Source organism: Neobacillus sp. S1227, assembly GCF_055385255.1.
On sequence record NZ_AP038276.1, the window covers coordinates 2,400,052 to 2,426,057 of the forward strand.

Below are 26,006 nucleotides of genomic sequence, written 5' to 3' on the forward strand. Positions count from 1 at the left end.
GCAAAAAGGAGAGATCGAGATTGTTAACTCTTCATTATCAGCATTGGCCTAAAATCCCAAAATCATTGAAAGTCCCTGCCACTTCACTCTATGACAATCTTAGTGTAAGTGCAACCCGTTATCCTGATCAGGATGCTATCTTCTACTATGGGAATAAATTGACCTACCAGCAATTAGATGAAGAAGTAAATGCCCTGGCCGGATATTTAGAGCGTAAGTTAGGAGTAAAAAAAGGGGACAAAGTCCTGCTCTTTATGCAAAATTCCCCGCAATTTGTGATTGGTTTCTACGCCATTCTAAGGGCCAACGCTGTTGTAGTCCCAATTAATCCAATGCTAGTTGCGGATGAACTGGAATTTTACATTCGCGACTGTGAAATTAAAACAGTAATCGCTGGACAAGAACTCTTAGATCGAGTTCAGCCTCTGTTAGGAAAAACCTCCTTGGAGCATCTGCTCCTGGCAGCCTATTCAGATTATATAGGTGAAGGTTTTGAAAAAATGCTTCCAAAAGAGGTGGAGGCACCAAGATTTGTGGTTAACAATCCTAATCATTACAACTGGGTTGATGCGATTCAGGCAAATCTTACTCCATCGGAACATACAGCAAAAGGTGATGATTTGGCAGTTATGCCATACACATCAGGGACAACAGGTCTTCCAAAAGGCTGTATGCATACTAACCGGTCAGTCAATGCAAATACTGTAGGCTGTTACCACTGGTCCGCTACAACACCAAATGCCATCCATTTGATGACCTTGCCGCTTTTCCATGTGACGGGTATGGTGCACAGCATGCACATGCCAATTTTCAGCGGAAGCATGATGGTCATTATGACGAGGTGGAATCGGGATGCGGCAGTGGAATTAATAAAGAGCTTAGGCTGCACCCATTGGGTCACAATCGCCACTATGATTGTCGATTTTCTTGCAAATCCAAATCTGAAGGTGGAGGACATTGCTTCCTTAACCTACTTAGCTGGCGGAGGAGCAGCTCTTCCAGAAGCGGTTGGTGAAAAATTATTTAACCTGACTGGTTTGCGATTTATTGAAGGCTATGGACTTTCAGAAACAATTGCTCAGACACATTTCAATCCGCCGAATCGTCCAAAAATGCAGTGTCTTGGGATCCCTTCCTTTGATGTCGACGCCAGAATTATCGAGCCGTCAACTGGAAAGGAACTTGGAGTAGGTGAAGTCGGTGAAATTATTGTCAATGGACCGCAGGTAATGGTTGGCTACTATAACCGTGATGACGAAAATCGGGAAGCATATCTTGAGATTGATGGGAAAAGATTTTTCCGTACTGGGGATATTGGCCGTTTTGATGAAGATGGATATTTCTTTATGGTCGATCGTGTTAAACGCATGATTAATGCCTCAGGATTCAAAGTATGGCCAACTGAAGTCGAGTCATACCTTTACAAGCATCCTGCAATTCAGCAAGCCTGTGTTGTCGGTGTTCCAGACCCTAGAAGAGGGGAAAACGTTAAAGCCTTTGTTATCTTAAATGAAGGGTATGAAGGCAAAGTCAGCGAGGAAGAAATTATCGAGTGGTCCAAGCATCACATGGCCGCCTATAAATATCCACGCATGATTGAGTTCAGAGAGGTATTTCCAATGACCTCCAGCGGCAAAATTCTCTGGCGCACCCTTCAGGAAGAGGAAAATGCAAAGGTTGTTCAGAATCAGGTGCATTAAACGTGTATGATCAAGAGAGCCCATATTAGAGATGGCCCCTCTTGAAAAAAATTATACTAACAAAAACAAAGGAGGAGAGCAATGGATATTCTTATTCAGCAGTTGTTTAACGGTTTAACCATAGGGAGTGTTTACGCACTAGTAGCATTAGGCTTAACCCTAGTTTATGGAATTTTGCACATTCCAAACTTTGCTCATGGTGCACTATACATGATGGGCGGATACATAACGCTGACCATGATGACCAAATTTGGACTTCACTACTGGATTGCCATTTTTATTTCGATCATCGTTGTTGGTCTTCTTGGGGTATTAATGGAAAGGCTGGTTTTTCACCCTCTTCGGGAATCGCCGCCAATCCAAGATAAAATTGCAGCCATTGGTATCCTCTTATTCTTAGAAGCTTTCGCTCAATATTATTGGGGAGCTGAATACCAGAGCATGCCTACTCCATATGGCAACGTGGTTGAGGTTTTTGGATTAACGTTGACAATGCAAAGAATTCTAATCGTAGTAGCTGCAGTCATCGTTATGATTCTATTAAATTTCTTCTTAAGAAAAACCTATACCGGTTCCACCATCATTGCGATGTCACAGAATCGTGAGGGTGCAAACCTTGTGGGAATCAATACAACCCGGGTTGCGATGTTGACCTTTATGATTTCAGGTGGACTTGCAGCTATTGCTGCATCTATTTCGGCACCTATTAATCTAGTATTCCCAGGTATGGGGCAGCTAGTTATATTAAAAGCCTTTGTCATTATTATTCTTGGCGGAATGGGCAGTATTCCAGGGGCGATCGTCGGCGGCTATATCATCGGCTTCAGCGAGAGTTTGGGAGCGACCTACATTTCAAATGACTATAAGGACATTATTGCCTTTTTTATCCTCGTTATTATTCTTACGGTTAAACCAACCGGATTGTTTTCAAAGGGGGGACATTAATGTCAACGGTATTTAACAAAAGAAATATTATCATTCTGTTAGTATTGGTTTCTATCGTGTTTCCATTAATCACAACAAATACCTATTTAATTCACGTAATGACTTTAGCGTTTATTTGGATGATTGGGGTTTATGGACTAAACCTTCTTGCAGGCTATACGGGTTATCTTTCATTGGCACATGCGGGATTCTTTGCGATTGGGGCATACGGTTTGGGGATTTTAACAGTAAAAGCCCATATGAGTTTCTGGCTCGCCTTTGTCTTATCGCTGGTAATTACTTGTTTAATAGGGTTGATCGTAGGTTTAATTGCACTAAGAACGAGTGAACACTTTTTCGCCATTTACACAATGTGCTTAGGTTATATTATTTATCTCGTGATAGACAAGTGGGAAAGTTTAACAGAAGGTGTTCGTGGTCTGATTGGGATTCCAGCACCTCAAGGCTTCGGTCCAATTACATTTGAGACGGAAAAATCACATTATTATCTAGTTTTATTTTTCCTTCTCCTAGTCATTTTGGTTATGTACCGAATTATTAATTCACTTACAGGAAGATCATACATTGCGATTCGAAATAGTGAAGACTTAGCACTAACCATTGGAATTGCAACTGGGAGAAATAAATTAACAGTGTTTGTATTATCAACATTTTTTGCAGGGCTATCCGGAGTTTTGTATGCGTCTTTTGTACGCTTCATCGGCCCGGATATCGGAAACATTGCGATTATCTTTGATTTGCTGACTTACCTGGTTGTTGGCGGTATCGGAACACTTACTGGTCCACTGATTGGAACTATGATTGTTATTTGGCTTTCACAGCTGCTTCAAGATTTTCAACAGTACCGCATGCTTATTTTCGGACCACTTTTAACGATCCTTGTTATTTTTTATCCGCGCGGAATCGTTGGCGGAGTCACAGACGTGTACCGAAAGCGCATGGCCAAGAAAGAAAAGCAGCAGGCTGTCAGGAAGGATTCGTATATCCAAAGTGAACTGCGGCCTGAAAATCAGGTGAAGGAGGGGTAAGCATGAGTTATTTAGAGACTAAAAACCTGACAAAGAAATTCGGCGGTAACGTTGCAGTCAATAATGTCGACTTTACAATTGAAAAAGGGAAAATCAATGCTATCATTGGTCCAAACGGGGCAGGTAAGTCCACTTTTTTCAACCTAATTAGCGGCTTTCATAGTCCTACATCAGGCCAGGTCATTTTCAAAGGGCAGGATATTACGAAACTTCCTTCTAATAAAATTGCAGAGCTTGGGGTGGCCCGTACTTTCCAGACAACCAATCTGTTTGAGCAGGCCACTGTTTTGGACAATGTTATTGTCGGGCATCGTTTAAGAACTAAATCCAATCTGATTGATGCTATTTTAAGAACACCAAGATTGAAAAGAGAAGAACAGCAATGCCGTGAAAAAGCGATGGAAGTGCTGGAATTTGTCGATTTAAAGCATTTAGCGAATAAACCGGCAGGCGGACTAACCCAGGAAGAAAAGAAAAGAACAGCTTTCGCATTAGCCCTGGCTACTGATCCAGAAATCGTCTTCCTTGACGAGCCGGCAGGCGGAGTTAATCCCAGTGAAACAGATGGTCTGGCTGAATTAATGCAGAAGATGGTGGGGAAAGGAATTACGGTCTGCCTGATTGAGCATAAGATGCAAATGATCATGAGAATAGCCCATAAAATTATGGTTCTAAGTTATGGCGAAAAAATTGCTGAAGGTACGCCGGAGGAAATTCGTAATAACGAAACGGTCATTAAGGCTTATTTGGGAGGGAGTGCCAGTGCTTAAACTTGATAATGTCTCTGTCAAATACGGAAGCTTTACAGCCGTTCATGACATCAATATTGAGGTAAATGCAGGAGAGATTGTCGTTTTACTAGGCTCAAATGGTGCCGGGAAAAGTACAACATTCCGGGCGATAAGCGGCCTTAACAAACCATCAGTAGGCGGGATTACTTTTGAAGGAAAGAATTTAAATAAGTCTTCAGCTGACAAAATCGTGGAATGGGGAATTGGCCAGTGTCCGGAAGGCAGAAAGCTATTTCATGCCATGTCTGTGGAGGAGAACTTAAAAATGGGTGCGTATGTCCATCGCCGAAAGAAAGACCAAATCAAGCACTCGCTGGAGCATGTGTATGAATTGTTCCCGATTTTAAAGGATAAGCGCCACGATCCAGCCGGTTCTTTAAGTGGAGGACAGCAGCAAATGGTTGCCATTGGCAGAACACTCATGTCAAAGCCGAAGCTAATGTTATTGGACGAGCCTTCAATTGGGCTGGCTCCATTAATAGTTGAACAAATGTTTGAAGTTATCCAAAAAATTAACAAAGAGGGAACAACCATCCTTTTAGCCGAACAAAATGCAAATGCAGCATTAAAGATTGCGGATAAAGGATACGTATTTGAAAACGGAACAATTGTCCTTAAAGGTACTTCAGCAGAGTTGTTTGCTAATGATGAGGTAAGAAAAGCCTACATCGGAGCATAAAGAGCAGCACTCAGGTGGCATGGACTGTAATAGGTTCAACCGCCTGGTCCTGAAGCATAACAGCTTTCGATTATCTTAAAGGGGGTGGTTCCCAGGCTATCACTAAGGATCTTTAACCAAACTTTCGAAAATTATTAAGGGGGAAAACCAATGAAAAGAATGAAATCGGTATTTATGATTATTTTTACTTTGGTAATGGTATTTAGTCTTGCCGCTTGTAACAGCACAAGCGAGAAGACTACTGGAAATAAGTCTTCTTCAGGCGGCGGAGACAGCAAATCTGGAGATGCTGGAACAGTAAACATCGGTTACTCAGGACCGTTAAGCGGACCTGCTGCGTTCTATGGTGAGCGTACATTGAACGGTGTTAAAATGGCTGTTGAGGAACTTAACGGCGCCGGCGGTATCGAAGTTGGCGGCAAAAAGTACAAGTTTAATATTGTTTCTCTTGACGATAAATACCTTCCAAACGAAACAGGTGCAAACGCAAAGAGATTGCTTCAGGAAAACAAGACGCCAATCATCTTTACTCCGCACAGCGGCGGCGTATTTGCAATGCAGGTTTTCAACCAGCAGGATAAATTCCTCATTGGTGCTTACACAAGTGAACCGAAAGTATCTGAAGTGGGCAACAAGCTGACAGTTCGTATTCCTCCACGTTACGATGGATATTTAAAGCCATTTACTGATTATGAAATGGAGAAATTCGGTAAGAAGATTGCGTTCCTTCCAACATCTTCTCAGTACGGTAAGGATTGGTCTGAAAAGTTGAAGCCTTATTGGGAAAAACAAGGCGGTAAAGTGGTATTTGAATCTGCAATTGACTTTGCTAAAGAAACAGACTTTTTTACAGTTGTAACGAATGCGTTGAAACAAAAGCCAGATGTTCTATTTGTCGGTGGTCCATCTGAACCAACTGCAAAAGTTATCAAGCAGGCCCGTGAACTTGGCTTTAAAGGTGGTTTCATCGTGATGGACCAGGCCAAATTGGATGAAATGAAGAAAGTAACAGGTTCATACGATATGCTTAACGGTGCAATCGGCGTAATGCCGTTAGCAGAGTCCAAAATCAGCCCAGTTATTCCTGATTTTGTTAAAAAATATCAAGACAAGTATAAAGAAGTCCCTGGTTCTGAAGCAGGATTAAACTATATTGCGATGTATATCTTTGCGGAAGCAATGAAGGCTGCCGGGTCTGTAGATGATGCTGAAAAAATTCAAGCAGCAATGCAAAAAGGTGTAGAAAATGTTCCTGATAAAGCAAAAGTTTATGTTTTCAACAAATTTGAAGGCGGCGGCTTCGATGGTGATTTAGAAGTGGCAGCGGTTGAAGATGGTAAGATTGTACCTATTAAAGTTAAATAATAATATTTAAAAAACAGGTACAAAATAATTCCCCCTTGAAGGAAGGTTTCAAGGGGGAGTTTTCATTTAGCTAATAGAAAAGAATAAATTTTCCAAATTTATTCTTTCCTAACACATAAATTCAACTACGCCTCATGAACCGTCCTAACGGACTTGCCAATCGGCGAGTTTTCATTTATATTTTTAGTGTTTTTATATTTGCTGCCTTTAAGCGGTTAATAGCATCTATATAGGCATTGGCGCTGGCAACAATGATATCCACGTTAATCGCTCTTCCTGAAACCATTTTTTCATTGTTCCGGACTTTAACAAAAACCTCTCCAATTGAGTCTTTTCCCTTAGATATAGAATTGATCTTATAGTCAATTAACTCAAGCTCAAGACCTAGTGCTGAATCGATTCCTTTGTAGATAGCATCAATCGGCCCATTACCATCCCCAATTCCTTCTATATCGTTATTTTCTGAGCCGATAATGTTGACAAAAGCACGATATTGGTTATGATTTAGGATCTGTAAGCTAAAGTCATGAAATCTAAAGGAAGAAGGAGTTGTATTTTTTGGCTGGGTTTCCAATAGGGCAATAATATCTTCATCAAAAATATCCTTTTTCCGATCGGCCAATTCCTTGTATTTTTTGAAAATCTCTTTTAGTTGAGCTTCGTTTACTGAATAGCCGAGTTCTTCATATCTCTTTTTAAGCGCATTCCTTCCTGATAGCTTGCCTAGAACTAATTTTGTTTCATTAAAACCAATACTTTCCGGCGTCATGATTTCGTAGGTTGCTTTATCTTTAATCACGCCATCCTGATGTATACCGGAAGAATGGGAGAAAGCATTTCCGCCAATTACTGCTTTATTCGGAGGAATGGCAATCCCGGTCAGCCTGCTGATAAGCTTGCTCGTTTTGGCGATTTCTTTAAGTTTGATACCTGTCTGGATGTTGAAGTAATCCTTCCGTGTTTCCAAAAGTGCTGCCACTTCTTCAAGGGCGACGTTTCCAGCCCTCTCACCGATTCCATTAATACAGCCTTCTACCTGGACAGCCCCTGCCTGGATGGCTGCAATGCTATTACTAAGTGCCATCCCTAGGTCATCATGGCAATGACAGCTCAGCCGTACCTTTTCAATACCCTTTGCGTTTTCAAGGACGAATTGAAAAAGTTTCGTATATTCCTCTGGAGTTGTATAACCGACTGTATCAGGAAAATTTAAGACAGTTGCTCCCGCCTCGATGACCTTTTCTGCTACCTCAGAAAGGAATTCAAGCTCGGTACGAGTTGCGTCTTCACAGGAAAATTCGATATGTTTAAAATATTTTGCGGCATAGGATACGCTTTCAACCGCTTTTTCCAAAACCTGTTCTTTCGTCATACCTAATTTGCGCTCGCGGTGGATAGGGGAGGTAGCGATAAAGATGTGTATGCCAGTATTGTCAATATCCCCCAAGGTGTTAATGACAGCATCAATATCATCCTTATTGGTGCGTGCAAGGCTGACCACCATTGGCTTAGAAACTGCTTTTGCAACCGCTCTGATTGCCTCGGCATCACCGGGCGAGGCATTGGCAAATCCTGCTTCAATAATATCAATCCCTAGATTTTCCAACCTTTGGGCAATTTCCACTTTTTCATCCAAATTAAAGCTGACTCCAGGTGTTTGTTCTCCATCTCTTAATGTGGTATCAAAAAAATAAATCCTCTTTTCCATGTATAATCCCTCCTTCTAAAAATAAAAAATACCTTCACTTAACCTGAGGGGCGCAATCCGCGCGGTACCACCCTCATTCGCTGTACCCTTGCGGAAAACAGCCTCGGTAAGTAAAGGTATTACTTAAACAAATGCATAACGGTTTGCAGCCCGTTCTTCTTACTGTTAATTCAGAAGAAAGTCTCCAAGGCGAGACAGATTATTTCTCCTGCCTGTTTGCACCAACCACAGGCTCTCTATAAGGAAAGAATAACCAAACTCCTTTTCATAGACAATTAATAATATTCAGATTTCAATTTAAACATATGGTACTACACAAAAAAACGTAAATCAATATTTTTTCGAAAATAAATTAAATTATTTGAATTATTCGCCTTTTTGTTGAAGATAAAAGTTTTTATATATAAAATAAAGTATATAAAGTAGACAAGGTATAAAAGATTTAGTCAGTTAGGATGGAAGCAACGTGGTTGTTTACCATCCTAATAAAATAATAGAGGTGAAAAATATTGGTTGTAGAATCTTCAATGGAAGAACTTCGAAAAATTTATGAGAGCAGTTCATTCAACAATTTAATTGGGATTAAAATAATAGAATTTGAGGAAGGAAAAGTGGTTTATGCTCTTGAAACAGGGCCATCACATTTAAATGTCAATCAGGGCATTCATGGAGGAGTGTATTTTACTCTTCTTGACTCAGTGATGGGGGCTACAACACGCTCAGTGGTGCAACATCCAATTGTTACGATAAACATGAGTATTAATTACTTTGCACCCGTTCAAAATGGGGAAACTATATATGCAAAAGCAAAGATTATCCAGCTGGGCAGGAGTATTGTAACAGCAGAAGCAACAATCGAAGACGATAGCGGCAATGTTTTTGCGAAGTCTACCGGAACTTTTAAAGTAATGCGCAAATATAAGTAAACAAATTACTTATTGTATTTCATGACAAGATTGGTATGTGCATTTTTGAGGACATAAAAGTACCTGCTGCCAATTTATTGGCCGGAACGAAAACGCCCTCCTTTTTTACAAAGGGAGGGCGTCAGAAATTTAATACTACTTAACAACCATTTTTAGAAGATTTGCAGCATAGGATTCTGCAATTTCTTCGCCTGTTTGCGGGCCATCATGGTTGTACCATTGTTGAATATAGTTTATGGCACTAAGAATAATCATCCGAACCATTTTTAAATCATCAATATTAAATACTTGCTTTTCAATACCCTCTTTTAAAATTTTGTCAAAATAATGAGAATAGGTTCTTCTCGCATCAAGTACTTCGTTCAACTGATCATCAGTAAATTTTTGATATGGCTTATCCATAATCATAAACATTGATTTTTCTTTTATGGAAAGCAGGATGTGGGCTTTGATGGCACTTTCAAGCTTCTCAGTTGGGTTTAAATCACTGTTTACGACTTCCTCGATTTTTTCAAGACATAGTTCCATGATCATCTGATGGCAGTGATATAAAATATCATCCTTGTTCTTAAAATAGTAATACATGGAGCCCTTAGTCATTAATAGCTGGGCGGCTATTTCCTCCATAGTGGTTCCATGGTATCCTTTTTCAGCAAGGACGGCTGCAGCAGAACGCAGGATTTCTTTTTTTTTCTTCGCTATTTTTTGTTCCCTAAATGAAGACATTTGACTCACACCCACCCCTTTTAATTATGTTTTATGAAATTATTTATTTAAATTGTAGTTTATTTTTTTACTGTTAGTTTAAATAGTATATTAATTATTCTAAAAAATCAACCTATTAAATTATTATACTAAAACTTCGAAATGAATGATATATAGAAAAGAAGCATCATTCGCGAAAAAAATGAACTAAAATTTAAAAAATAAATGAATTGTAAATTAATTTAAAAATTGCTATTATTTGTATAAATGAAAACGCTGTCAAATGCTTGAATTAATAAACGAATAGGGAGGTTTTTGTATTGGCAGAATTAGTGCATATTGAAAAGTTAGCAGGGCTTGCCATCGTCACCATTGATAATCCACCGATGAATGTTTTAAGCAAACAGGTAATAAGAGAGTTGGGTGAAGTTTTCACCGCGATTGCGGAGGATTCCGAAGTGATTGCTGCTATTTTAACAGGTACGGGAAGCAGGGCATTTATGGCAGGTGCAGATATCAAGGAATTCCCCCAATCACTTGGGTTGGAAAAAGAGCAATTAAAGAAAAACAATTTAGAATCGCATGAGGTATTGAACTTTATTGAGCGAATCCCTAAACCAACGATTGCTCTGCTAAATGGACTGGCTTTTGGCGGGGGCTGTGAATTGGCATTAACCTGTGATATTCAGATTGCAGAGGAGCATGTAAAAATCGGGCTGCCTGAGGTCAAATTAGGGCTTTTCCCGGGAGGCGGCGGAACACAGCGTTTACCTAGATTAATAGGACCTTCCAAAGCAAAAGAATTAATGTTTTTGGGTGAACCTTTGTCAGCGGAGGAAGCACTTAAAGTTGGATTGATCAATCAAGTTGTTGAAAGCGGCAAAGGGATGGAGACAGCCATCTCGATGGCAAAAAAGATGGCCAGTTATTCCTTGCAGGCCTTAAGCAGAATAAAGAAAGCTGTAAATGACGGAATCGATACTTCCCTTGATGAAGGGTTGGAGTTGGAGGCAGAACTCTTTGCTGAAGTATTCGGCACCGAGGATGTTCGGGAAGGAGTCCAGGCATTTATTGAAAAACGGCCGCCATCCTTCAAGCATCAATAAATAATATAAAAGATTTTTATCAACGGGTTTTACCTGGGAGTTTGATAGTCACCTATTTCTAGAGCGGGACGGTTGCTTAGAGTTTGATCCCGGATCACTTGAATAGCATCGTGAAAAAATTGCTGTTGAATTGGGCAGGGCGATAAATGTCATTGCCAAAATTTTGTTGTCATAATCAAATTAGAATATGGTGTTTTGCAAAAGGTAAGTTTACCAGATTCTTCGGTTGCTTGCCTTTTTTTAGGGATGCAGGAATTCCAGAAAACGTCCAAGCAATGGTGGAAGTTGTAAAAGAAGGATTTGGTAGTTTTATGCGCTAATTAATAATGGTGCAGGTAATTTTATCTTTACTCTTGAAGACCTTACATTATATGGCTTAAAAGAAGTTTAGTAGTATTCAATAATAATTCAATTTTTGACTTTCAAGTAGACAAAGGTAAAAAAAGGATATATAATATTGATGAATTGTTTTAATTTTTTGACAACTTAGTAATGTTAATTGATAGATAAATTAATGTCATCTATATCTATTCTCGCTTCATATACTTGCAGCGGGAAACCCTTTCAAGAAAATGAAACCTACTGTTCATTCTACATTCTCTCCTTACTCTAAATTTACCTACATATTTTAAATACTAGTTTTCTGTACCACACCACATGTATAACAAATCAAGTATCAAAATTATTATCGGCTTCAGAGATAGACTCCGATAAAAATTAGAACAACAAATGAAAAGGCTTTCAAAACAGTTGTTATTAATTTTTACTAAAGAGGAGTGAAGGACATTGACCACAACAAGTATGCAAATGTTGCGGCAGGGTAAAACCTGGATGAAAGATTTGCAGGCTTAATATCTTCGTTAAGAATTTAACGGATTGGGCATTGGATAATACTCTTAAGAAATGAATGTAGAAATTTTGCGGTAATTGGTGAAAGGTGGGGTGTTGTTGGCAGAAAAAATAAAACTCTCATTAATACGCTATTAGTCCGTTTGTAATTGAAATTCGAACCAAAATGAGACGGTTTATCGATCAAAAAGTCATTCCGGTAGAAAACGTCATTGAAAAAGGCGAGCAAGAAGGCAGGAGGATCCTTAAAGAATTACAAGCCCAAGCAAAGGAAGAGGGGATATGGGCTTTAGGCCTTCCCAAAGAGATTGGCGGCGGCGGAATGAAATTTATGGACTACGTCTATATAAATAAATGAGGTAATTGGCCGTTCCGAAGCTGCCCTGTTCGCTTTGGGAACCCATACTGCTCAGGACGGGACGATGTTATATCTGTTCGGAACAGAGGGGCAGAAGAAAAGATGGTTATACTCAATGGTGAATGGGGAAATCAATCCATCTGTAGGATTGACGGAGCCTAATGCAGCTGGGTCCGATCCGAATTAATACAATCTGCAGCATACTTGGACGGGGATGAATGGGTTATTAACGCACATAAATGGTTCACAACGGGAGCCAACCGTGCTACATTTACCACTATTTTTTGTGTGACTGAACCTAATGAGCCAAATCGTCATAAAAGAGCATCGATGATTATTGTTCCGACGAATACATCAGGTTTTGAGATCGTTAGAATCGTGCCGACAATGGGGCATACCTCAGGCGGCCACTGTGAAATTCGCTTAACGAATGTCAGGGTTCCAAAAGAAAATTTATTAGGTGCGAGGAGAGATGGATTTGCCATTGCTCAAAAAAGACTAGGTCCCGGCCGAACCTACCATTGCATGAGGTGGCTGGGCCAAGCCCAACGAGCCTTTGATTTGATGTGTCAGCGGGCTTTAAACCGATACACCCATGGCTCTCTTTTATCAGATAAACAAATGATTCAAAAATTTATTGCCGATTCGGCAACAGAGATTCAAGCGGCACGCCTGATGACCCTTGAAGCGGCAAGAAAAATTGTCAGGGGGGAAGAGGCCCGAATTGATATCGCGATGATAAAGGTTTATGGAGCAAAGGTCCTTCATGACGTGATTGACCGCGCGATTCAGGTCCACGGCGCTTGAGGTGTTACCGCTGATACTCCATTAGAGAAAATATACCGGGAAGCCAGATACGCACGTATCTATGAAGGACCTGATGAGGTTCATACTGCTACCATCGCCCGTCGCATTTTACGAAAGTACCAACAAGAGGAAAGCTGGGACACGGCTATATATAAGAGGGTTCGCCGAGGAATGGTTATTTAAACAGAAAAAATATTGAGGTGATTAGAATGCAAACAATTCAGTATGAAACGTTAAAAACAGCAGTCAAAGACAAAATCATGACAATTACTCTTAGCAGGGAGAATTTAAATGCTTTTAATCATCAAATGCTTAACGAACTTATTCAAGTGTTTGATGAAGCGGATGCCAATGATGATGTAAGAGCCATCATAATCACCGGAGATGGGAAGGCATTTTGTGCAGGTGCGGACTTAGGAAGCGGCATTAGCACATTTGAAAATAAGGAGGCTTCCATCGAGGAATACCGAGATGGCGGAGGATTGTTAAGTTTACGAATCTATGAATTGAAAAAACCAATTATCGCTGCCATCAATGGCCCTGCAGTCGGGGTGGGGGCGACCATGACTCTTCCTATGGATATTCGGATTGCCTCCTCGAACGCAAGAATGGGTTTTGTTTTTAGCAGACGCGGCATTACTCCAGAAGCATGCAGCGGCTGGTTTTTACCTAGAGTAGTAGGCATCAGTAAAGCAGCTGAGCTCGTTTATACAGGGAAGATTATTCCGGCAGGGGAAGCATTAAAAATTGGTTTAGTTAGTCAGGTGGTTTCCCCTGAAGAACTAATACCGGCTGCTAAAGCGATTGCCAAAGAAATTGCCGAAAATACATCTGCCATTTCTGTCGCCTTGTCACGGCAGCTAATGTGGAAAATGCTTGGTGCAAGCCATCCCTTCGAATCACATAAAGTTGAATCCAAAATGATTCATTGGACAGGTCAGCAAGCCGATGTAAAAGAAGGGATTACCGCATTTTTTGAAAAAAGAAAACCAAACTTTCCAATGAAGGTGAGTACTGATCTGCCGAGCTTTTATCCGTGGTGGAAAACGAATAATGAAGGAGAATCATAATGGACTATCAGGCTATTATAGTAGAAAGAATTGGCCGAATTGCTGTGATTACATTTAACCGGCCGGAAGCCATGAATGCTGTTAACAGCCGTCTATGGCTGGAAACAGGAACTGCTTTAAAGGAGTTTAATGAAGACCCAGACCTTTGGGTGGCCATTCTGACCGGGGCCGGCGAACGCGCCTTTTCAGCAGGGGCTGATTTAAAGGAAATAGGGGGTGGGGGATTTTCAACAACAGACGAAATGAAAGAATGGGGATTTGCCGGGATTGTAAGACATCATGTCTCAAAGCCGGTTATTGCTGCGGTGAACGGATTTGCCCTGGGCGGCGGTACAGAGATTGCCTTAGCCTGCGATTTAATTGTCGCCTCTGAAAATGCATCATTCGGGCTGCCAGAAGTAAAAAGGGGTCTTATCGCCGGGGGAGGAGGGCTATTGCGCCTGCCAAGACAAATTCCTCTAAAGGTGGCAATGCGAGTCATTCTTACCGGAAATCCTATTTCAGCGGTAGAAGCAAAACAATGGGGGCTGGTGAACGAAGTCGTACCGGATGATCAAGTCCTCAATACCGCGATTCAGCTTGCGGAAGAGATCATTTGCAATGCTCCTTTGGCAGTTAAAGCAAGTAAAGAGATTGTTTACCGTGGATTGGATACTTCCATGATGTTTCCACCTGAAGGATGGTCCATCAATAATGAATATACAAGTCAAGTTTTTGCAAGTAATGATGCGAAAGAAGGTCCGCGGGCCTTTGCCGAAAAACGAAGGCCAAATTGGTCGGGACAATAAATTTACTTTAATAAATGGGGGGCATTGTAATGGCAAAAACATATCTATCAGAGGAGCATGAAATTTTTAGAAGGTCGTTCAGAAAATTTTTGGAGAAGGAAGCATATCCTTTTTTTGAAGAATGGGAAGAATCCAAGCAGGTACCTAAGTCATTTTGGAAAAAAGCAGGAGAACAAGGTTTCCTCTGTCCATGGGTAGATGAAAAGTATGGAGGGTCGGGCGCTGACTTTGGCTATTCCGTTGTCATTACCGAAGAACTTGATAAGGTTGGCGCGGGAGCAGGAGGAATCGGACTTCATAATGATATCGTTATCCCTTATATTGCCGAATTTGCTTCTGAAGAACAAAAGCAAAGATGGCTGCCTAAAGCGGTTAGCGGGGATATGATTTCGGCAATTGCAATGACCGAACCGGGGACTGGCTCTGATTTGGCTGGTGTAAAAACAACGGCTATAAAAAATGGGGATAATTATATTATCAATGGTGAAAAAACCTTTATTACCAATGGGTATTCAGCTAACTTCGTTATCGTTGTATGTGTAACAGACCCAAATGCAGTACCGAAGCATAAAGGAATTAGCTTAATTGTGGTGGAAGAGGGAACACCTGGATTTCGAAAAGGCAAAAAGCTCCGTAAATTGGGGCAGCATTCCAATGATACCTCTGAACTCATTTTTGAGGATGCGGTCGTGCCTAGGGAAAATTTAATTGGTGAGGAAGGAAAAGGTTTTTATTATCTGATGCAGAAGCTGCAGCAGGAACGTTTGATGCTGGCAATTGGCAGTATTACTGCCAGCAAACATATGCTGGAGATGACTATTGAGTATGTCAAGCAGCGGACTGCATTTGGAAAACCAATCAGCAAATTCCAAAATACCCAGTTTAAGATTGCCGAAATGGCCACAAAAATCAAAATTGGCGAAACTTTTGTCGACCAGTTGATCACCGATCATATGGAGAAAAAGAATGTGGTCAATGAAGTCTCGATGGCGAAATGGTGGCTGACAGACCTTGCCAAGAGTGTTGCCAACGATTGCATGCAGCTGCACGGCGGCTATGGCTATATGGAAGAATACGAGATTGCTAGAAGATACCGGGATGTGGCAGTAGGTTCGATATACGCTGGTACCAACGAGATTATGAAAACAATTATTGCTAAAAACTTGGGTCTATAGGGCTGATATTGGTGGGGTGATTGTGAAAAAAAGTCATCACCCCTTTTTCTTCTTTTTTATTTATGTATTTGAATATGGGAGGAATATGAAGTGAATCTTTTTGAGGCACTTGAGCGAAATGCCAGATATCAGCCAGACAAAACTGCAATCATTTTTAATGAAAGTATTTATACGTATAAGGAATATAATGAACAGGTGAATCGGATTGCCAATGCTCTCATTAGCTATGGGGTGAAAAGAGGCGATAAGGTTGCCTTGATGATGAAAAACTCCGATTTATTCTGTTTTATTTATTATGGAATTTTAAAAGCAGGAGCGGTTGCAGTTCCTGTTAATTTTCGCTTAACTGCCAAAGAAGTCAGTTATATTTTAGACGATTCGGATTCGATGATTGTTTTTGCTGATGAGGATTTGGCAGAGGTTGTCCTTAAAGCTTCTGAAGGGAACAACAAGATTCAGCTTCAGGTTATAGCGGGTTCGAACAAAAGAGAGAACCAAATCCTTTTATCCACGTTCCAAAGCTCGGTTGCAGATAATCCTGAACGGGAAGTTTTGGAATCAGATGATGCAGAGATCATGTATACTTCTGGAACAACCGGACTGCCAAAAGGAGTGGTCCTGGATCATCACCGCGTTATCCACGTAGCACTAGGAATCATCATTACATTTAAAATGGGGCCGGAGGATCAACTACTTCATCTTGCCCCGTTATTCCATTGCGCACAATTGAATTTATTCCTTGTCCCAGGTTCAATCCTTGGCTGTACACAAATTGTCCGCCAGGAATTTAATCCTGTACAGACCTTAAAGGATATTGATCAATACAAAATCAGCCTATTCTTTGGAGTTCCTACTATGTATAACTTTTTGCTGCAGGTTCCGAATAGGGAGCAATTTGATTTATCCAGTGTGAAACGGTGCGGATATGGGGCAGCCCCAATGCCAACAGCCCTATTGAAACAGGCAATGGAAATGTTTCAGACGGATCAATTTTATAATATGTGCGGTCAAACGGAGGGTGGACCTGGAGGAGTATATCTATTGCCAGAAGAACACAAAACAAAGTTTGGCGCTTCTGGAAGGGCTTCTTACGGTACTGATGCAAAAGTGGTAGATGAAAACGGTGAGGATATAAAGCCTGGTGAAGTTGGTGAGTTTATTATTAAATGTGAAAACGTTATGAAGGGTTATTATAAAAAACCTGAAGAAACAGCAAAGGTTCTTAGGAATGGCTGGCTATATACAGGTGACCTTGCAAAAATAGACGAAGATGGCTACATTATCCTAGTCGACAGGAAAAAAGATATGATTATTTCCGGCGGCGAAAATGTCTACTCTACTGAGGTTGAACATGTCCTTTACAAACATCCTGATATTTTAGAAGCAGCAGTTATTGGTGTTCCGCATGAAGTATGGGGGGAAACGGTAGCAGCGGTTATCGTTCCGAAAGAAGGAAAACAAATTAATCAAGATGAATTACAGCAATACTGCCGGGAAGAACTCGCAGGTTATAAAATTCCAAGAGTCATCTATCAAATTAACCAACTTCCACGAAACACCTCAGGGAAAGTCTTGAAATATCAATTAAGAGAAAAATATAAAACTACTACGACGGTGAATTAGAAACAATAGTGAAGTTTAATAAGACTGAAACCCGAAAGGCAAAAGCATTGACTAAATGGTTTTTTGTGTATGAATTAGAATATTTTCCCCAAGACACTACACCAAACTGACAAAACGCAAAATGTCTTGTTGTGGTTTCGCACACATTATTGAATTTTTGTTTAAAAATAAATTAATTGTTTAATAGTGTGAAAATTGGTATTATTAAAAATAGATAATTTACTTTTTGCTGTATCTTTTTGGGAGGGAGTGGGTGCTGTTGACCATGCCTTTGGAGGGTATTCGTGTCCTTGATTTGACGCGTCTTTTGCCGGGACCGTATTGCTCGTTGATGCTGGCTGACTTTGGGGCAGATGTGATTAAAATTGAAGACCCAAAGTTAGGTGATTATACGCGATGGGGAGATCCCAAAATTGGTGAAGCAAGCGCGATGTTTCATTCTTTGAACCGGAATAAGCGGAGCGTGAGCCTTGATTTAAAACAAGAAGAAAATAAACAAATATTTATTGAATTGGTGAAAACAGCAGATGTTCTGGTGGAATCCTTTAGACCGGGTGTAATGAACCGTCTCGGACTTGGGTATGAAGAACTGAAAAAACATAATCCCAAGTTGATTTATTGTGCGATTACAAGCTACGGCCAAACCGGGCCATACAAGGATATTCCGGGTCATGATATTAACTTTTTAAGCTATTCAGGATTATTGGAACTGCAAGGAGAAAAAGGTAGAAAACCGATAAGCTCCTCCGTTCAAATAGGGGATATTGGCGGCGGTTCCTTAATGGCGGTTATCGGCATTCTCGTTTCGATCATTGATGCGAAAAAATCAGGGAAAGGACAATTTATTGATATTTCCATGTTGGATGGAGCGGTTTCCTGGATGCAAACGTTTTTGCCAGCATTTTTAGCCACTGGGGAACTTCCAAAACGCGGAGATCTTGTCTTAAACGGCCGCCTCGCCTGTTACGAGACATATGAAACGAAAGATAACCGCTATATATCTGTTGGAGCTTTAGAATTTAAGTTTTGGAAAAACTTCTGTCAAGTAATTGGTAAGGAAGATCTAATTAGTCAGTTAAATGCCTCAGCCGATCTGCAAACCTCGATGAAACATGAAATTCAAGCCGTAATCGGAACAAAAACATTAAATGAGTGGCTTAATCTCTTCGATGGTGTCGATGCCTGTGTTGCCCCGGTCTTAACGATGGAAGAAATGGTTCATGACCCGCAAATCAAGCACCGGGGAATGATAGAAGAGGTTATCCACCCTCAACATGGCACTATGAGACAAGTAGCAAATCCTATTAAGCTATCAAGAACACAGGCTAAAACAGTTCGCCAAGCGCCGGGTCACGGAGAACATAACGAAGAGATTTTACAAGAATTAGGAGTACTATTTAAACCATCCAAAGAATAATAATTAAAGTACTTTGTGCAGAGATTCGTAAAATAAAAGCGCTTACGAAATATTATCGATTAAGGATTTGTTTGCCCAAAAACAGATGAGGTAAAGAACTCTATCGATTTTATTCATATAAGAAATATAGTTCATTCTATGTTTAGTATGCTATTAATATTTAGGAGGAATAAAGAATGAGAGAAGTTGTTATTGTTGAAGCTGTACGTACCCCTGTAGGAAAAAGAAAGGGCGTATTTAGCTCAGTCCGTCCTGATGAATTGGCTGCAAAAGTTCTGAGGGAATTGGTGAACCGCGCAGGTATCTCGGCTGGGATTGTTGAAGACGTTATTTTAGGCTGCGTAATGCAAGTGGAAGAGCAGGGGCTAAATATTGCCCGCAGCGCAGCATTAATGGCTGATTTTCCGATTCACGTTCCAGGAACAACGATTGACCGCCAGTGCGGCTCCAGCCAACAGGCGATCCACTTTGCTGCACAAGCTATTTTGAGCGGGGACATGGATGTTGTCATTGCCGGCGGAGTGGAAAGCATGACGAGAATTCCTATGGGAGCATCCCGCCGGGAATCGGACTGGAGTGAAGAATTAACATCTAAATATGAAATGATTCATCAAGGTTTATCTGCTGAGCGGATTGCTGAAAAATGGGGCTATAGTCGCGAGCGCCTCGATGAGTTCTCGCTAGCAAGCCATCGCAAGGCTATTAAGGCGCAGGAGGAAGGCAGGTTTGATCGGGAAATTATGCCGATTGAAGTAAAGCTTGAGGATGGGTCAACTGTAGTGGTGACTCAGGATGAAGGCCCAAGAAAGGATACATCATTAGAAAAGCTGGCTACGCTTAGGCCTGCTTTTACACAGGACGGAAGAATTCATGCGGGTAATTCCAGCCAAATGAGTGATGGGGCCGCAGCAATTCTATTAATGTCGAGGGAAAAAGCAGAGGAATTAGGTCTAAAACCGAGGTTCCGCATCGTTGCACGTTCTGTTGTAGGCTCTGATCCGACTTTAATGTTGACAGGTCCATCCATTGCTTCGAAAAAAGTGCTAGAAAAAGCTGGCCTTTCAATTGAAGATATGGATACCTATGAAGTAAATGAGGCATTTGCCCCTGTACCAATGCTCTGGATGGATGAGCTGAAAGCGGATCCAGCTAAATTAAATCCAAATGGTGGAGCCATTGCTTTGGGACACCCGCTGGGCGGATCTGGTGCCCGCCTAATGATTACCATGCTGCATGAACTGGAAAGAAGCGGCGGCCGCTATGGCTTACAGGCAATTTGTGAAGGCGGCGGAATGGCGAATGCCACGATTATTGAAAGAATTAGCTAGTCGAAATCAATAAAATTCCCTGGAGGATGCTCATACCACACAGAATGAGCTATCCTCAGGGTAATAAACATATTTTTAAAAATTTCGATTTTAATAGAAGAGGAGCATGCTAAATGAAAATTAACGGCAGTGTGGCAGTTGTAACAGGAGGCGCGTCCGGTCTAGGAGAAGCCACCGTCGAAACGATTGTTGAAAACGGTGGATATGCAGCCATCTTTGATTTGCAGGAAGAAAGAGGAGCCGCTATAGTAGAAAGATTAGGTTCAGACCGTGTTCTTTTCGTTAAAACAAATGTAACTAGTGAGGACGATGTGGTCAATGCTATTAACCAGACCATTGAAAAGTTTGGAGCCATTCATGTTGCTGTAAACTGTGCAGGGATTGGTGCGGCCGAAAAAACCGTCGGCAAAGAAAAGCCGCATGATCTTGGCGTTTTTACTAGAGTCATACAAGTCAATTTAATTGGAACATTTAACGTACTTCGTTTAGCTGCAGAAAAAATGACACAGAATGCTCCAAACGAAGAAGGAGAAAGGGGCGTAATCATTAATACTGCTTCAGTAGCTGCCTTTGATGGTCAAATGGGCCAAGCAGCTTATAGCGCCTCAAAAGGCGGTATTGTCGGCATGACCCTGCCAATTGCCAGAGATCTTTCAAGACATGGCATCAGGGTCTTGACGATTGCTCCAGGGCTTATGGATACGCCATTACTTGCAGCAGCTCCAGAAAAGGTCCGCCTGGCATTGGGGGCAATGGTTCCGTATCCGCAGCGTTTAGGGCACTCATCCGAATATGCTCATTTAGCAAAATGCATCATAGAAAATTCATATTTAAACGGGGAAACTATCCGCCTCGACGGCGCGATTCGGATGCAGCCGAAGTAATAGCCAAAAGAACCTCCCATGTAAAGACTGGAGGTTCTTTTTTACAATGATTTGAAGAGAGAGGGAAACAAATGCAGACGTTTACAACAATTATTGTCACACCAGAGGATATCGACCAGCTTGGCCATGTCAATTACCTGAAATATATTCTCTTTTTAGAAAAAGGGATCGGAGAATGGTACAAACAGGCTGGAGTAAGTTTTAAAGAGTTAAGAAAGCAAGACCTTGGTACGGTCGTCCTCAAATTTGATGTCTCTTACCATAAGGAAGCTAGATTAGGAGATACTCTGAGTGTTACGACAACTTTAACGAATGTGGGCAACAAAAGTTTTACCGTAAAACAAGAGATTTATAATCAAGACGATATTCTTATTACCGAATCAACAAAGACATTTGTAATGTTTAATACGGCAACGAGAAAAGGTGTCCCAGTCGTCCACGAGATTGCGCGGCATTTCAAATGTGCAAAATAATCCAATAGGCTAAGTGAAAGGTGAATGTGATGAAAAAAGGAACAATTCCGGAGTGCATCCTGTCTCTGAGTGGAGCAGTTAATTTTCGCGATATGGGCGGACTGGTCACATCGGATGGCAGAAAAGTAAAAAAGGGGATCCTTTTTCGAGCAGCAGAATTAACAGGATTAACCGAAGAAGATGTAAGACTATTAGAAACCCTGCAATTAAAACGAGTGTTTGATTATCGCAGACAAAAAGAGGCGGAACGGAAGCCAGATCCGCCTTTAGGGCATGCGATCCTTGAGCGGGTTTCTGCGATTAGCGAAGAAAACATAGCCACAAATATGTTTGTGAAAGACGATGGTTTTAATGCAGACTATTATCGTCAATTCTCGGTAGAAAGATTTTTAAAGATTTATGCTGAGATGCCAATACAGAATCCTTCTTACAAAAGATTAATGACGCTGCTAAAAAGCCCAGAAGAAAACTTGCCGCTAGTCCACCATTGTACGGGCGGCCGTGACCGAACGGGTGTAGGTGCAATGTTAATATTGATGACATTAGGTGTATCCTATGAAACTGTTTTAGAAGATTATTTACTTTCAAACATAACATTAGCAGAACGACATCAAAATATTTTTGAAAAAGCATCTCAAGTTTTTTCTACGGAAGAATATGAACAATTAATAAATGCCTTTCCACTAAGAGAAGACTATCTTAATGCTGCCTATAACGCCATTTTAAGCTGTTATGGGAATTTTGAAACGTACCTTGCAGAGGAATTTGGAATATCGAAAGGGGTTAGGAAGAACATACAAAACTATTGTTTAGTGGATTAAACGTTTTTAGAAAAAAATAATTTGGAGAAGGGGATCTTTTACAGGGATCCCTTTTTATTATTTAAGAAAAAATATTTGCGTATATTTGAAATTGACCAAAGAGTCAAATTTTCGTATAATTTTAAATAGTAGTATGTTTCTCATAATTGTTAAATGCAGAGCGAAAAGGTGGGTACGAAATGAAAACGCTGGAAATACCTGTAGTAAAGCTTCCGAAAGAAACGGAGGAGCTAAGAAGAGAAATTAGGCAGTTTTTAAAAGAAGAAATTGAAAACGGTTCAATCGAAACAAAATGCGATTGCTGGCTTAGCGGATTCTCAGAGGATTTTTCACGGAAAATGGGAGCACGCGGCTGGATTGGGATGACATGGCCGAAAAAATATGGCGGCGGGGAACGATCATCAGTCGAGAGATATATAGTTACTGAAGAAATGCTGGCAGCAGGTGCACCAGTTTCAGGACATTGGATTGCCGACCGTCAGACGGGTCCGCTTTTACTAAAGTATGGGACAGAAGAACAGAAACAATACTTCCTGCCAAGAATAGCAAAGGGAGAATGTTATTTTGCGATTGGCCTTAGCGAGCCAAATGCAGGATCTGACTTGGCTGCGCTTCAGGCACGGGCCGTTAAGGTTGATAAAGGGTGGATCTTAAATGGCAGCAAGATTTGGACAAGTGGCGCCCATCATGCCCATTACTCTATCGTCTTATGTCGGACAACTCCTATGGATCCCAACAACCGCCATGCCGGGATGAGCCAATTAATAGTCGATCTAAATGCGCCGGGAGTAACCATTCGCCCAATTCATTTGATGACAGGTGAACATCATTTTAATGAAGTCTTTTTTGAAGATGTGTTTGTTCCTGATGGAATGGTAGTTGGGACACTTGGAAATGGCTGGGCCCAGGGCATGGCGGAATTGGCCTATGAGAGAAGTGGTCCGGAGCGCATTTTGAGCACCTTTCCTCTTCTAAATGAGCTAACGAATGTGTTAATAGAAAAAGGTGACGCAAAGGGATTAAATGAAGTTAGCAGACTCATCTCAAGACTGTGGACACTTCGAAATATGTCTCTTGGCATTGCCCGCTTGTTGGAAGAAGGTGTGCCTTCTAATATTATTGCTTCTCTAGTAAAAGACATGGGAACCCAATTTGAGCAAGAGATACCAGAGATTACAAGATTACTAGTTTCTGTCATTCCGTCAACCGATTCTGAAAACAGATTAGAAAGGTTCCTGGCGCAATCAATTCTACAATCACCAGGTTTTACACTTCGTGGAGGGACAACGGAAATTCTTAGAGGAATTGTGGCAAAGGGGGTTATTAACCAATGAGTGAAATGAAAGACATGATCTTGGAGTCAGCAGAAAAGATTTTTGAAAAATATTCAACCAAAGAAGTGGTTAATGACGCGGAGAAAGGTCAATGGGCTGCTGAATTATGGGAGAACCTGGAGGCCTACGGCATGCTTGGAGTAGGAGTGCCGGAGGAATTAGGGGGAAGCGGCGGAGACCTGGAAGATGCCTTGAGTATTTTGCAAATGGCGGGCAAATATTCTGCACCCATTCCACTTGCCGAAACGTATATAGCCAATTGGTTATTAAGCGATTTGGGAGAATCTGTCGTTGATGGGATTATCACGATCCCAGGACAAAATAGTTCGGAACCTTTCCAGCTGCAAAAAAGCGGTCAAGGCTGGGTGGTAAACGGAAATGCTAAATATGTTCCATGGGCAAGAAATGCAGACAAACTGCTTACAGCGGGAGAATCGGCCGACGGAACCGTCCTTATAGTTCTACCGCTTGAAAAAGCAGAGATTAAACCCGGTAAAAACATGGCTGGAGAAGCACGGGATGAAGTGATATTTGATCAAGTCTATATTGACGAATGTCAAACCGTTTCTGTTGATTACAGCGCATTAACAAAGAAACTGTATTATGCAGGGGCATTAACAAGAGGCGTGCTTATGGCCGGGGCTATCGAAAAAGTACTTGATGTAACCATTAACCATACAAATGAGCGATCTCAATTTGGACGGCCTATTCACCGTTTCCAAGCAATTCAGCATCATTTGGCAGCGCTTGCCGGCGAAACTGCTGGTGCTGGAATTGCCGCAAAATATGCTGTTGATGCTTTCGGAACGAATCCTTTTTCAAAAGAGTTAGCCTATGCAAAGATCCGAATCAATGAAGCGGCAGGAAAAGTCAATACGATCGCACATCAAGTATTGGCGGCGATTGGATTTACATATGAACATACCCTGCATCACAGCACCAGAAGACTTTGGTCTTGGCGCGAGGAATTTGGGACAGAATCCGATTGGGAACAAGTCATTACGAACGAACTATTAAAGTTAGATAATAACGAATTGTGGTCCGTGATTACTGGTGTTGTGAATAATGCAAAAAAGGTGGGAATCCAATGACGGATCTAATTTTTAATGTGGAAAATGGGGTCGCCAGAATTATTTTAAACCGGCCGGATAGTTTAAATGCCTTTAGTGCGGAAATGATTGACCTTTGGATTAAAGCATTAGAGACTGTCCGGGATTCCGATGACATCCGGGTACTGGTAATATCAGGAAATGGACGCGGCTTTTGTTCAGGCGGGGATATCAAATCAATGGGGAGAGGAGAAGGCTTCCTTCAAAGCGATGGGAGTGAAGATTTTTCCTCGACCGCTTTAGCCAGAAAAAATTCTTTATGGAAAAGAGTACAAAGAATTCCTCTTCTGGTGAAAGAAATTGATAAACCTGTGATTGCAGTTCTGCATGGTGTTGCCTTTGGGGCAGGCTTTGATATGACCTTGGCCTGTGATATTCGCATTGCTGCTGAAAACACCAAAATTTCGGAAAGTTATTTAAATGTTGGAATTGTGCCAGGGGATGGTGCTGCTTGGTTTTTACCAAGGTTTGTCGGGACCGACCAAGCGTTGGATTTGCTCTGGACGAGAAAAGTTCTAACTGCCAAAGAGGCAAAAGACATGGGGCTCGTAACGTATGTCGTGGAAGATGACAAACTACAGGATTTTGTGGAAGACTATGTTCAAAAATTGGCGAGTGGACCGCAAACCGTTATGCGTTTTACAAAAAGGGCCGTGTACCAGGGATTAAACATCGATTTACGTACATCTCTGGATATGATTTCTTCAGCAATGGGGATCGTTACAGAACTCGAGGATTACCAAGAAGGGGTCCATGCTGTTCTGGAAAAGAGAAAGCCAAATTTTAAATAACTCTATAAAAACACAGTGGCAATACATTGTCACTGTGTTTTATTCTAGTGCGAAGAAAAAACAAGAAAATTGTCAAACGGTAATTATTGTATTTTTAGAATATTTTGTTTATAGTAATTGTTAGTGAAATATCAACTAGTTAGTATGAAAGGGGGAGTCTTTTTCTTATATTAATAAAGAGATTATTAAAATGATAGCGGTTTCAAAAACCTATGAATGCTAAATA

25 protein-coding genes, 1 pseudogene and 1 other annotated feature are annotated in these 26,006 nt (G+C 41.1%); of the genes and pseudogenes, 24 read left to right on the top strand and 2 right to left on the bottom strand.

The annotated features are described in order from the left end of the window. The first annotated feature begins 20 nt into the window (after positions 1–20). The 6 genes from ACZ5AE_RS12200 to ACZ5AE_RS12225 all read left to right on the top strand — a co-directional run bounded on the left by ACZ5AE_RS12200 (position 21) and on the right by ACZ5AE_RS12225 (position 6,508). Positions 21–1,700, top strand: a complete 1,680-nt coding sequence (locus ACZ5AE_RS12200) for a long-chain fatty acid--CoA ligase (protein ID WP_464572618.1) — start codon at positions 21–23, stop codon at positions 1,698–1,700. A gap of 81 nt (positions 1,701–1,781) precedes the next feature. Continuing rightward, entirely contained in the window at positions 1,782–2,645 is an 864-nt protein-coding gene (locus ACZ5AE_RS12205) for a branched-chain amino acid ABC transporter permease (RefSeq protein WP_423802079.1), read from the top strand. Continuing rightward, positions 2,645–3,673 (top strand): branched-chain amino acid ABC transporter permease, encoded by a 1,029-nt coding sequence (locus ACZ5AE_RS12210; protein WP_464572621.1) that lies wholly within the window; start codon positions 2,645–2,647, stop codon positions 3,671–3,673. The genes ACZ5AE_RS12205 and ACZ5AE_RS12210 overlap by 1 nt, the downstream gene beginning before the upstream one ends. 2 nt (positions 3,674–3,675) lie before the next feature. After that, the gene (locus ACZ5AE_RS12215) at positions 3,676–4,443 is read left to right on the top strand and encodes an ABC transporter ATP-binding protein (protein WP_464572623.1); all 768 of its coding nucleotides are present in this window, start codon (positions 3,676–3,678) and stop codon (positions 4,441–4,443) included. Beyond that, positions 4,436–5,143 carry an ABC transporter ATP-binding protein gene (locus ACZ5AE_RS12220; protein ID WP_464572625.1) on the top strand — a complete coding sequence of 236 codons (708 nt, stop codon included), beginning with the start codon at positions 4,436–4,438 and terminating at the stop codon, positions 5,141–5,143. The genes ACZ5AE_RS12215 and ACZ5AE_RS12220 overlap by 8 nt, the downstream gene beginning before the upstream one ends. Positions 5,144–5,293: 150 nt before the next feature. After that, positions 5,294–6,508, top strand: coding sequence for an ABC transporter substrate-binding protein (locus tag ACZ5AE_RS12225; protein ID WP_464572627.1), 1,215 nt, complete (start codon positions 5,294–5,296; stop codon positions 6,506–6,508). Between the two features lie 175 nt (positions 6,509–6,683). On the opposite strand, the gene ACZ5AE_RS12230 is transcribed toward ACZ5AE_RS12225, so the two are convergent. Then, positions 6,684–8,216: a 2-isopropylmalate synthase gene (locus ACZ5AE_RS12230; protein WP_464572629.1), complete on the bottom strand. Its 1,533-nt coding sequence runs from the start codon at positions 8,214–8,216 to the stop codon at positions 6,684–6,686. A gap of 43 nt (positions 8,217–8,259) precedes the next feature. Next, positions 8,260–8,494: a binding site (T-box leader), on the bottom strand. A gap of 249 nt (positions 8,495–8,743) precedes the next feature. Between ACZ5AE_RS12230 and ACZ5AE_RS12235 the strand changes: the two genes are divergently transcribed. Further along, on the top strand, positions 8,744–9,142 hold the full coding sequence (locus ACZ5AE_RS12235) for a PaaI family thioesterase (protein WP_464572631.1): 399 nt from the start codon (positions 8,744–8,746) through the stop codon (positions 9,140–9,142). 135 nt (positions 9,143–9,277) lie between these two features. Here the strand turns inward: ACZ5AE_RS12235 and ACZ5AE_RS12240 are convergent, their stop codons facing one another. Then, positions 9,278–9,868, bottom strand: coding sequence for a TetR/AcrR family transcriptional regulator (locus ACZ5AE_RS12240; RefSeq protein ID WP_464572633.1), 591 nt, complete (start codon positions 9,866–9,868; stop codon positions 9,278–9,280). Between the two features lie 299 nt (positions 9,869–10,167). Between ACZ5AE_RS12240 and ACZ5AE_RS12245 the strand changes: the two genes are divergently transcribed. The 17 genes and pseudogenes from ACZ5AE_RS12245 (at position 10,168) to ACZ5AE_RS12325 (ending at position 25,780) form a co-directional block, all read left to right on the top strand. Continuing rightward, positions 10,168–10,953: an enoyl-CoA hydratase gene (locus ACZ5AE_RS12245; RefSeq protein ID WP_464572635.1), complete on the top strand. Its 786-nt coding sequence runs from the start codon at positions 10,168–10,170 to the stop codon at positions 10,951–10,953. Between the two features lie 146 nt (positions 10,954–11,099). Then, a complete protein-coding gene (locus tag ACZ5AE_RS12250) occupies positions 11,100–11,273 on the top strand; it encodes a hypothetical protein (RefSeq protein ID WP_464572637.1) in 174 nt (57 codons plus the stop codon). Between the two features lie 683 nt (positions 11,274–11,956). Then, positions 11,957–12,160, top strand: coding sequence for an acyl-CoA dehydrogenase family protein (locus ACZ5AE_RS12255; protein ID WP_464573610.1), 204 nt, complete (start codon positions 11,957–11,959; stop codon positions 12,158–12,160). Between the two features lie 34 nt (positions 12,161–12,194). Further along, positions 12,195–12,347, top strand: coding sequence for a hypothetical protein (locus ACZ5AE_RS12260; protein WP_464572639.1), 153 nt, complete (start codon positions 12,195–12,197; stop codon positions 12,345–12,347). Continuing rightward, positions 12,347–13,150 (top strand): annotated as a pseudogene (locus ACZ5AE_RS12265) (acyl-CoA dehydrogenase family protein). Before ACZ5AE_RS12260 ends, ACZ5AE_RS12265 begins: the two are co-directional and overlap by 1 nt. Positions 13,151–13,176: 26 nt before the next feature. Then, entirely contained in the window at positions 13,177–14,037 is an 861-nt protein-coding gene (locus tag ACZ5AE_RS12270) for a crotonase/enoyl-CoA hydratase family protein (protein ID WP_464572641.1), read from the top strand. Continuing rightward, the gene (locus ACZ5AE_RS12275; protein ID WP_464572643.1) at positions 14,037–14,825 is read left to right on the top strand and encodes a crotonase/enoyl-CoA hydratase family protein; all 789 of its coding nucleotides are present in this window, start codon (positions 14,037–14,039) and stop codon (positions 14,823–14,825) included. Before ACZ5AE_RS12270 ends, ACZ5AE_RS12275 begins: the two co-directional genes overlap by 1 nt. A 29-nt stretch (positions 14,826–14,854) precedes the next feature. Then, positions 14,855–16,000 carry an acyl-CoA dehydrogenase family protein gene (locus ACZ5AE_RS12280; RefSeq protein ID WP_464572645.1) on the top strand — a complete coding sequence of 382 codons (1,146 nt, stop codon included), beginning with the start codon at positions 14,855–14,857 and terminating at the stop codon, positions 15,998–16,000. A 90-nt stretch (positions 16,001–16,090) separates the two neighbouring features. Then, positions 16,091–17,623 (top strand): class I adenylate-forming enzyme family protein, encoded by a 1,533-nt coding sequence (locus ACZ5AE_RS12285; RefSeq protein WP_464572647.1) that lies wholly within the window; start codon positions 16,091–16,093, stop codon positions 17,621–17,623. A 265-nt stretch (positions 17,624–17,888) separates the two neighbouring features. Next, entirely contained in the window at positions 17,889–19,040 is a 1,152-nt protein-coding gene (locus tag ACZ5AE_RS12290; RefSeq protein WP_464573611.1) for a CaiB/BaiF CoA transferase family protein, read from the top strand. A gap of 176 nt (positions 19,041–19,216) precedes the next feature. Beyond that, a complete protein-coding gene (locus ACZ5AE_RS12295; protein ID WP_464572649.1) occupies positions 19,217–20,368 on the top strand; it encodes a thiolase family protein in 1,152 nt (383 codons plus the stop codon). A 113-nt stretch (positions 20,369–20,481) separates the two neighbouring features. Beyond that, positions 20,482–21,252: a 3-hydroxyacyl-CoA dehydrogenase gene (locus ACZ5AE_RS12300; RefSeq protein WP_464572651.1), complete on the top strand. Its 771-nt coding sequence runs from the start codon at positions 20,482–20,484 to the stop codon at positions 21,250–21,252. A gap of 71 nt (positions 21,253–21,323) precedes the next feature. Next, positions 21,324–21,725, top strand: a complete 402-nt coding sequence (locus ACZ5AE_RS12305; protein WP_464572653.1) for an acyl-CoA thioesterase — start codon at positions 21,324–21,326, stop codon at positions 21,723–21,725. A 29-nt stretch (positions 21,726–21,754) separates the two neighbouring features. Further along, positions 21,755–22,546 (top strand): tyrosine-protein phosphatase, encoded by a 792-nt coding sequence (locus tag ACZ5AE_RS12310; protein ID WP_464572655.1) that lies wholly within the window; start codon positions 21,755–21,757, stop codon positions 22,544–22,546. Positions 22,547–22,725: 179 nt separating this feature from the next. Next, complete coding sequence (locus tag ACZ5AE_RS12315; protein WP_464572657.1) at positions 22,726–23,880, top strand: acyl-CoA dehydrogenase family protein; 1,155 nt, start codon at positions 22,726–22,728, stop codon at positions 23,878–23,880. Then, the gene (locus ACZ5AE_RS12320) at positions 23,877–24,971 is read left to right on the top strand and encodes an acyl-CoA dehydrogenase family protein (RefSeq protein WP_464572659.1); all 1,095 of its coding nucleotides are present in this window, start codon (positions 23,877–23,879) and stop codon (positions 24,969–24,971) included. Before ACZ5AE_RS12315 ends, ACZ5AE_RS12320 begins: the two co-directional genes overlap by 4 nt. Beyond that, entirely contained in the window at positions 24,968–25,780 is an 813-nt protein-coding gene (locus ACZ5AE_RS12325; RefSeq protein WP_464572661.1) for an enoyl-CoA hydratase/isomerase family protein, read from the top strand. Before ACZ5AE_RS12320 ends, ACZ5AE_RS12325 begins: the two co-directional genes overlap by 4 nt. Positions 25,781–26,006 lie beyond the last annotated feature (226 nt).